Origin of the sequence: Trebonia sp., from assembly GCF_049794275.1 — a bacterium.
GTDB lineage: Bacteria > Actinomycetota > Actinomycetes > Streptosporangiales > Streptosporangiaceae > Trebonia.
In genome coordinates this window covers 1-9,102 of record NZ_JBARCR010000828.1, presented here as the reverse complement: position 1 = coordinate 9,102, position 9,102 = coordinate 1, and the positions used below count along the sequence as shown (strand labels likewise).

At 71.1% G+C, this 9,102-nt stretch carries 6 protein-coding genes; 3 read left to right on the top strand and 3 right to left on the bottom strand.

Features of this window, described 5'->3' with window-relative positions; genetic code table 11:
* Positions 1-10: 10 nt before the first annotated feature.
* Entirely contained in the window at positions 11-1,309 is a 1,299-nt protein-coding gene (locus WA805_RS21555) for a YbiU family protein (protein ID WP_422325670.1), read from the bottom strand.
* 97 nt (positions 1,310-1,406) lie between these two features.
* Between WA805_RS21555 and WA805_RS21550 the strand changes: the two genes are divergently transcribed.
* Entirely contained in the window at positions 1,407-2,543 is a 1,137-nt protein-coding gene (locus WA805_RS21550; protein ID WP_425243235.1) for an ROK family protein, read from the top strand.
* Between the two features lie 7 nt (positions 2,544-2,550).
* On the opposite strand, the gene WA805_RS21545 is transcribed toward WA805_RS21550, so the two are convergent.
* Together WA805_RS21545 and WA805_RS21540 are read right to left on the bottom strand one after the other, a co-directional pair.
* Positions 2,551-4,026, bottom strand: coding sequence for a DHA2 family efflux MFS transporter permease subunit (locus tag WA805_RS21545; RefSeq protein WP_422272912.1), 1,476 nt, complete (start codon positions 4,024-4,026; stop codon positions 2,551-2,553).
* Positions 4,023-5,504, bottom strand: coding sequence for an MFS transporter (locus WA805_RS21540; RefSeq protein ID WP_425243234.1), 1,482 nt, complete (start codon positions 5,502-5,504; stop codon positions 4,023-4,025). Before WA805_RS21540 ends, WA805_RS21545 begins: the two co-directional genes overlap by 4 nt.
* Positions 5,505-5,657: 153 nt before the next feature.
* Here WA805_RS21540 and WA805_RS21535 point away from each other — a divergent pair, with 153 nt between their 5' ends.
* Positions 5,658-6,836, top strand: coding sequence for a S1C family serine protease (locus tag WA805_RS21535; protein WP_425243233.1), 1,179 nt, complete (start codon positions 5,658-5,660; stop codon positions 6,834-6,836).
* 57 nt (positions 6,837-6,893) lie between these two features.
* Positions 6,894-9,102, top strand: a 2,209-nt coding sequence (locus tag WA805_RS21530; protein WP_425243232.1) for a CehA/McbA family metallohydrolase, incomplete at its 3' end; no start/stop codon positions are given.

Genomic DNA, 9,102 nt, shown 5'->3' with positions numbered 1-9,102 from the left:
CGCTGCCTAGTCAATCGATGCCGAGGCCGCGCCGCCCGGTGGGGTTGAGGTCCGTGAGCCTGGTCCGGTTGTCCCAGTCCCGCTCGTAGTGCTCAGCGGGAAAGTCGCTCGGACTCATCCCGGTCAGGAACGCGGCGCGCACGGACTCGGCGTACCTCTCGTTGCGCGGGCACCACGGCGCCGCGGGGATGTACAGCACGTTGCCCCAGCCCTGCTGGCTGGTGACCGGCGCGACACTGTGGATCATGTCGCAGTGCCACCAGACCGAGTCGCCGGCCTGGATGTCCGGCAGCCCGGTCAACGCCGGCAGCAGTGGCTCGTGCCATTTCCGGCTGACCGGGAAGACCTGATTGACCGTGACACCGCACATGTCGTCTTCGGGCACGTCCGCAAGCAACGGGCGCAGCATCAGGTAGCCCATCGCCTCCGGGATCGGCACGGTGTGCAAGACGCCCTGGTCATGGGCCATATCGCACAGCGCGGTCCAGCCCTGGAACGTCCGGAAGACAGAGCACATCGTGCTGCCCGGGTACTGCGGTCCTGAGGTCCGGTACGTGGCGTCCCACGGGTCATACTGCTCGACCGTGCCGTCGAACAGGTGCCGGAACGCGCGCTGGTAGTCCTGCGTCATCCACAAGTCCAGCGTGCCGGGGTCCAGGTGCGTCCCCAGGCCCTTGGAATCGGTGCCGGGCGGGCGGCGACGGATGCGGTCCGGGTACAGAGAGTCGCGGCCTGGATCGAACCAGCGGACACCGCCGGACTCGCTGATCCACTGACCGTTGAGGAAGGCCTGGACCCGCGCCATCCGGTCACTCTGGCGGGCCTGCATCTGGGCCGGCGACCAGTAGATGGGGTAGATCTCCGGCCTGGACCCGACGCTGCCGAAGAAGTCGTCGCCAGGACCCCGGTAGTTCTCGAAGAACCGGTTGCTCTCGACGTAGTCGACGATGCCCTGATCCCAGGCGAGCGCCTGTTCGCGCGGGAAGTGCCCGCGCACCACCAGGCAGCCACGCCGGCGCACCTGGCCGAGCGCGGCCGCGGGGACGGCACCGGACGCGATGTCCGCGTAGTCGATTTCCGGCCATACGGGCTCGCCGCGCTCCTTCGCCGCGACGATCTCATCGACCCGGTCGCGCACCCGGTGCTCGATGACCGCGAAGACCTCATCGACCGAGCGCCCCGAGGCCGCGATGCGGGCGCGCAAGGTGGCCTTGACTTCGCGGATCGCGGCGGGCAGGTCCTCCGGCGTGGTGTCCCAGTGGGGCAGGGCCGGCAGGTGGCTGATGTCCGGTGCCGTGGTCCGCGTCATGCCGCGGCCTCCTTTTGGTTGTGAGTCCTAACTAAAAACACTCTAGACTGCTTACTAGGTTCTAGGCAAGACTCCTAACTAAACTGTGTCCGTGACGATGACGAAGCCCTCGCTGGACTTGCTGCGCTCCCTGACCGATGAGCACGTCCTGCGTGCTCTGATGGCGGAGCGCCAGCTGACCAGGGCAGAGCTGGCAGCCAGGACCGGCATCTCCAAGCCCACGGTGTCCGAGAGCGCGCGGAGGCTGTCGGCCGCCGGCCTGATTCGCGACACCGGCGCCAGGACCAGCGGGCGCGGCCGGGTCGGCTCGTACTACGGGCTCGCCGAGGACATCGGCACCGCTCTCGTCGTCAGCATCGCGCCGGACGGTGTGGTGGCGGAATGCCTCGACAGTCACGGTGCGGTGCTCGCCAGCATGCGGCAGCCGCTGGCCAGGCCGACCCGGCCGCGGCAGGTCGAGGGCGCCCTGCGGGCCGTGGCCGGGCAGGTCCTGGCCGCGGCACCCGGCCACGGCCCCGTGCGCTTGGGCGTGGTCAGTGCCGCCGACCCAGTCGATCGCCGTAGCGGCCGGCTGGTTCACCTGCCGGATGCCCCGTTCCTTGTCGGCGAGCTGTCGCCGGCCGACGTGCTCGGCTCGTCCGTCGACGGCCCGGTCCTGGTCGACAACGACGTGAACTGGGAAGCGCGGGCCGAGCGGGCGGCAGCACCGCCCGGTGAGCTGGCAGATTTCGCCTACCTGCATCTTGGCGAGGGCCTGGGCTGCGCGGTGGTCAGCGACGGGGAGGTGCGCCGCGGGTTCACCGGCATCGCCGGGGAAGTCGCGCACCTGGTCACCGTCGGGCCAGGGGGACGCGCGATGCTGCTCACCGAGGTGTTCCGGGAACTCGGGCTGCGCCAGGCCGGCACGACGGCGATCGATGTCGCGGCGCTGCTGGATGCCTTCGATGGCCGCGACGCAGTGACCCGCCCGGTCCGCGCGGCTGTCGGGACCGCGCTGAGCGGCGTGCTCGCCGCGCTGGTCGCCGTCTGCGATCCGGAAGTGGTCATCCTCGGGGGCGACTGGGGCGGGCATCCGGCCGTCATCGACACCGTCCGCGCCCGGTTCCGGCAATCACCCCGCCACGTGCCCATCCGCCCGGCCACGGTGACCGAGGAGCCCGCGCTGTCCGGCGCGCGCCGCCGGGCCCTCGGGGACCTGCGCACAGCGATCGTCGCCCGAGCCCGCGCCGTGTGACGTCCCGTCAGTCCACGTGCGCGGCGGCGAGCGCGCGGGCGGACGTGGTGATCAGGCCGACCACGGCGACAAGCGCCCCGCAGACCACGGCGAGCAGCCACGGGGCGTGGGTCGCGGCGCTCAGCGCGTCAGCGTGGGACTCGCCGGCCGCCACCCGGACACGGACGCCGCTGGTGAGCATCGCGCCCATGACCGCGACCCCGAGGACGCTGCCGAACTGGCGGGTGGCCGAGATCACCGCCGACGCCACGCCCGCCTGGGACGGCGGCATGCCGCTGACGCCCGTGTTCGTGATCGGCGGGTTGACCAGCCCAAGCCCCGCGCCGAGCACCACCAGGGCGAGCGTCAGCCACGCCAGCGAGGTCGATGGCGACAGCCCCAGCAGCAAAGCCGCGCCGGCTGCCATCAGGACACCGCTCAAGACAAGCGGGATCCGCGGCCCGCGATGCGCCGTGAGGTGCCCGGCCACCGGCGCGGCGGCCGCCATCACGATCATCGCGGGCACCAGGGTGAGCCCCGCGCGCAGCGGCGAGTCGCCGCGCACCTCCTGCAGGTACAGGGTGATCACGAACAGGAACCCGGCGAGCACGATGAACGACAGCACCGCGATCACGCTGGCGCCGGTGAACGGCGGGCTGCGGAAGAACCGCAGCTCGAGCAGCGCCGCGTCGCCGCGGCGCCGTTCCACGCCGACGAACGCCAGTCCCGCGGCCAGTGAAACCGCGAACAGCGCCAGGATCGGCGCCGACGTCCAGCCGGAGTCCGGACCCTGGATCACCGCGTACGTCAGCGTCCCGAGAAAGGTGATCATCAGCAGCTGGCCGGGCACGTCGACCCGCCGCGGGTGCGGCGCGCGGGACTCCGGCACGTACCGCCGCGCGGCGAGGATCATGGCCACGCCGATCGGCACGTTCACCCAGAACACCGACCGCCAGCCCACCTCGCTGACCAGCACTCCCCCGATGACCGGCCCGCACGCGGCCGCCACCCCGAAGATCCCGCTCCAGATCCCCAGCGCCCGTGCCCGCTCCCCCGGATCGGTGAACACGTTCCGCACGATCGACAGCGAGACCGGCGTCAGCATCGACCCGCCGACGCCCTGCAGCATGCGCAGCGCGATCAGCGATCCGGTGTCGGGCGCGAGGCTGCACAGCAGCGACCCGAGGCTGAAGCCGAACAGCCCCACGAGGAACAGCCGCTTGCGGCCGAACCGGTCCGCCATCGACCCGCTGAGCAGCAGCAGGCTGGCGACCACCAGCAGGTACGCGTCGGAGATCCACTGCAGGCCGGCCAGGCTGGAGTGCAGATCGGCCTGGATGGTGGGCAGCGCGACGTTCAGGATCGTCGAGTCCAGGTACGTGATGAACAGGCTGGAGCTGCAGATGAGCAGCACCACCAGCCGGAGCCGGCGGCCCGCGGCCCCATCGGGGATGATGATCTCCCGGGGCCCGGCCCCCGCCGACCTGAGCGCGCCGACGCTCATGCGGCGCGGGCGCCGGCGGCCTGGGGCGCCGGAATGTGTTCATCGCCCCTGGTGATCAGCGACGCGGTGCGCGCCGCGCTAGCCCGCCCGGCCCGCCCGGTGGTGTACAGGGCGAGGGCGAGCACCACGACACCCGCGCCGGTGATGATCCACCAGCCCGGGCGGGTCGCGCTGGTGAACCCGGCGGCGAGCGGGCCGTGCAGGTTCGCCGCGAGCACCGAGCCCATCACCGCCACGCCGAGCAAGGAGCCGACCTGCCGTCCCGTCGACGCGATCCCCGCCGCGACGCCCGCCTGCGACCTGGGCATCCCCGCGACCGCGTTGTTGGTGATCGGGGCGTTCAGCCAGCCCTGCCCGACGCCGAACACCACGCCGCACAACAGCACGTACCACACCGGCGTGGTCGCGGTCAGGAAGGTCAGCAGCAGGCCGCCGGCCGCGATCCCGGCACCGGAGATGATCAGCGGGATCCGCGTGCCGCGGCGCGCGATCACCCGTCCGGCCAGCGGCGCCGAGCAGGCCATCACCAGCGCCATCGGCAGCAGGAACAGCCCGGCGGTCAGCGGCCGGTAACCGCGCACGTCCTGCAGGTACAGCGTGATCAGGAACAGGAATCCGCCGAACGCGCACAGCCCGGTCACCGCGGTCAGCGCCGCGCCTGAGAACGGCCGGCTGCGGAAGAACCGCAGGTCGAGCAGCGGCTCGTCGCGCCGCGGCTCATGCCAGAGGAAGGTGGCGAGCGCGACCGCCCCCACCGCGAAACAGGCCAGGATCCGCGCTGACGCCCACCCGTAGTCGGGTCCCTCGATGATGCCGTAAGTGACTGTACTGAGCGTGATCATGACCAGAATTTGCCCGAACGGATCCGGCCGTCTGTAGGTCCCCGCCCGTGACTCAGGCACGAACAGAGCCGTCAGGATGATCGCCGCCACGCCGATCGGGATGTTGACCCAGAACACGCCGCGCCAGCCGACCGAATCGACGAGCGCGCCGCCGATGACCGGCCCGAGCGCCAGGGACAGCCCGAACACGCTGCCCCACACCCCGATCGCCTTGGCCCGCTCACCAGGCTCGGTGAACGTGTTCGCGATGATCGCCATCGCGACCGGGTTGAGCATCGACCCGCCGACAGCCTGCAGGGCACGGAACCCGATCAGCGCGCCGAGGCTGGGCGCGAGACTGCACGCCAGCGAACCGACGGTGAACACCGCGAGCCCGATCTGGAAGACGCGGCGGCGGCCCACCCGGTCCGCGGTCGACCCGGACAGCATCAGCAGGCTCGCGATCACGACCAGGTACGCGTCGATCGTCCACTGCAGGCCGGAGACGGGGGCATGGAAGTCACGCCCGATCGCCGGCACGGCCACGTTGATGATCGTGACATCCAGCCCGACGATGAACAGGCTCAGGCAGCAGATGGCCAGTACCAGGTACCGGCGGCGGCGGCTCAGCTCAGGCAGCACGATCTCCTCGTTCAACGCATAGTTGCTTGTTACAACTAACTTTAGCCGCGCACTATGCCGCACCCGGCAATCCGAACGGCCCGCCGCAACGACTGTGAGGCCGGCCACAGTATTAACGTTCGTCAATGCGGTAGCTACTTATGCATGAAAACCGGGAGTCACCACCGCGTGGCGGCGCGCGTGCTGGCGGCGGTGCCCGCCACCGCGCTCGCGACGGGTCTCATCCTGGTGCTCGGCGCCCCGTCGTCCAGCGGCTCTGGCACTTCGGGGCAGAGCAGCGGCCTGGTGCCGTTCCCGGCTGCCCGGCCGGCCCAGGTGGCCAGCACCAAGGAGGGCATCATCGCCCGGGTGAAACCAGGCGTCGTGATGATCAACACGCGGCTGCGGTACGACAGCGAGGCGGCCGCAGGAACAGGCATGGTCATCAACCCTGACGGGCTCGTGCTCACCAACAACCACGTCATCGAGGACGCCACCTCGATCACCGCGACCGTGGCAGGGAAGACCTACCAGGCGCGGGTGGCCGGCTACGACAAGGCCGACGACATCGCGCTCCTCCGGCTGCGGGGCGCGGCATGGCTGCCAGCGGTGCCGGTCGGCAACTCCTCGCTGGTCAACGTCGGGCAGACGGTCGTTGCCCTGGGCAACGCCGGGGGCCGCGCGGTCGTCACCGCGTCGCCGGGGAAGGTGGCCAAGCTCAACCTGATCGTCACGGCCAGCGACCGGGTGGGCTCGATGACCTCAGAGACGCTGCACGGCATGATGCAGGCCAGCGCCGGGCTCGTGGCCGGCGACTCCGGTGGCCCGCTGTCAGGCACCAACGGCGTCATCGGCATGGACACCGCGGCCAGCGGCTCAGGCCATCAGCAGGCCGCCGGATTCGCGATCCCGATCAACACGGCGCTGTCTGTCGCGGGGCAGATCGCCGCGGGCGAGGCCAGCTCGGACATCACCATCGGCTACCCGCCCTTCATGGGCACCTTCACCGGCACCGGGTCGAACCCCAACCCGCTGGGCCAGACGCGGCCGGGGCAGATGGCCGCGCCTGCCCCGGCATTGTCGTGCTCCACCAGCGACATCGGCCTCACACCGCCGCTCGCCATCGCGCCGGTGAACTCAGGAGTCCTGGTCCAGGGCGTGATCTGCGCCAGCCCCGCCGCGCGGGCGGGCATGACCGGCGGCGCGGTCATCACGGCAGTGAGCGGGCAGCCCGTCAGGTCGCCCGACGACCTGAGCCGCGCCATGGCGCGGTTCCGGCCCGGCGACACGATCTCCGTCACCTGGATGAACCCGGCCGGCGAGCGGACGACCAGCCGCATCCGCCTCACCGCGGGACCGCCGCAGTAACCTGCCAGGCCGGAAATTGACTGGGGCAGAGCGGCCGCGCGGCCTACGATCGGACGCATGCCGGGCTATGAACCAGTGGACCTGTCGGCTGTCTGCAACGCGGGCGTGGATGCTCTGGGCGGTGAGCCGGGGAATGTTCCGCTCGGGCGGGTGGACCTGCGCGGCCTCCCGTTCCTGATCGGGCCGGAGCGGGCGTCCCCTGAGCGGTGCTTCCTGCTGCCCGGCGTCCCCACGCCGGTCGGGATCGGCCGGCCGGCGCGGCGGGTGATCGTCGCGCACCGGCTGCTCGAACCGGGCGCACCGGCCGGCCACGCGGCCGGGCGGACCGTCGCGGAGTACGTTTTCCACCTGGCCGGCGGCGAGGCCGCCACCGTCCCGATCAGGGAGCGGTTCGAGATCCAGGTGGTGCCGCCGGGGTGGGGCCGTCTCCCGTTCCTCGCCGTCACCGACACCAGCGACCACAGCCTGCCGCGCTTCGAGGGCAGCTGGGGCGCGGCCGGGGAGCGCCTGGCCGAGCACGCGATGGGATGGCCCGCCGGGTACTTCCTGTGGTGCTGGGAGAATCCGCATCCGGACCGGACGGTCGAACGCATCGAGTTCATCCCGCGCGGCCCGCGATTCATCGTCGCCGGCATCACGACCAGCGACGTTGACGAGCACCCGTTTGTCCGCACGCCAGCCCGTCCGGTGCGGCTCGTGGCGAAGGACGGGCGCGGCGGTGTCTTCGACGTAACCGTGGACCGGGGTGTCGCGACCTATCCGCAGCCGCTGTCCGGCGACGACGACCGGGCCGGCTGGGGAGCGACGGAAGGAACGTCCGCGTACACGTCGATCGCCGCGCTGCCGTCGGCCACCATCGCGGTCCGGCGGGACGATGACGAGCTCGGCCGGGTGCGCTGGGGCGACGTGGCACGTGACGGGCGGGCAGACGCAGGCCGGGTCTCGCTCGAGCTGGCGGAAAGCGGCCGCAACTGGGTGCATGTCAGCGTCATCGATGACGAGACAGGGCGGCCGGTGCCGTGCCGGGTCCATTTCCGTTCCCCCCAGGGGATTCCCTACCAGCCGCACGGCCACCACAATCACGTCACGCAAAATCTCGGCAGCTGGCATTACGACGTTGGCGGCGACGTCCGCCTCGGCCAGCGCAGCTACGCGTATATCGACGGCACCTGCCAGGGATGGCTGCCGCGGGGCGACGTCGTCGTGGACGTCGCGCGGGGGTTCGAGTACGAACCGCTCCGGCAGACCGTGCGGATCGAGCCGGCCCAGCGGGACCTGACGCTGCGGATCAGGCGTGTCGCCGACCTGGCCTCGGAAGGATGGTGGTCAGGCGACTCGCACGTGCACTTCCTGTCCACGCCGGGCGCTCAGCTCGAGCAGCGGGGCGAAGACCTGCGGGTCGTCAACGTGCTGCAGACACAGTGGGGCGTGCTGTTCACCAACACCGAGGAGTTTTCCGGCCAGCCCAGCGTCGTCGACGGCGGCGGCTACGTCACGTACATCGGCCAGGAAAACCGCCAGCACATGCTCGGCCACATGGTCCTGTGGGGCCTGACAGAACCGGTCATGCCGTGGTGCAGCGACGGTCCCGACGAGGCCGAGCTCGGCGGGGCGCTGGACGCGACGCTGAGCGACTGGGCCGACAGGACACACGCCCAGGGTGGCACCGTCGTCGCCGCGCACTTCCCGAACCCGAACGGCGAGCCGGCCGTCCTCGTCGCGACCGGCCGGGCCGACGCCGTCGAGATGCTGGCCCAGAGCGACGACGCGACGCGCGAGTACTACCGGTACCTGAACAGCGGCTACCGGCTGCCGCTCGTCGGCGGCACGGACAAGATGTCAAGCGCCGTGCCGGTCGGCCTGTACCGCACCTACGCCCGGCTGGACGAGGAGTTCAGCTACGAGGCGTGGTGCCGGGCGGTGCGGTCGGGTCGTACGTTCCTTTCCGGCGGACCGCTCGTGACGCTCTCTGTCGACGAGCGCGAGCCGGGCGATACCGTCGAGCTCTCCGGACCGGGAACGGTCAGCGTCCACGCCACGGTGCGCAGCATTTTCCCGCTCCGCTGTCTCGAAGTCGTCCGTAACGGCGAGGTCGTCGCGACGGCGGACGCCAACGGCGGCCGGCACGCAGAAATCAGCGAGGAACTGCGGATCGACGGCAACTCGTGGATAGCCTGCCGGGCGTTCGGCGCCGACTATCACCTCGACGAATGGGGCCGCCGGGTGTTCGCGCATACCTCGCCGGTCTACGTCGCCTGCGGCGGCG

Coding starts and splice junctions, on each gene's coding strand:
- WA805_RS21555 (WP_422325670.1), bottom strand. CDS start 1,309: ATGACGCGGACCACGGCACCGGACATCAGCCACCTGCCGGCCCTGCCC.
- WA805_RS21550 (WP_425243235.1), top strand. CDS start 1,407: ATGACGAAGCCCTCGCTGGACTTGCTGCGCTCCCTGACCGATGAGCAC.
- WA805_RS21545 (WP_422272912.1), bottom strand. CDS start 4,026: ATGAGCGTCGGCGCGCTCAGGTCGGCGGGGGCCGGGCCCCGGGAGATC.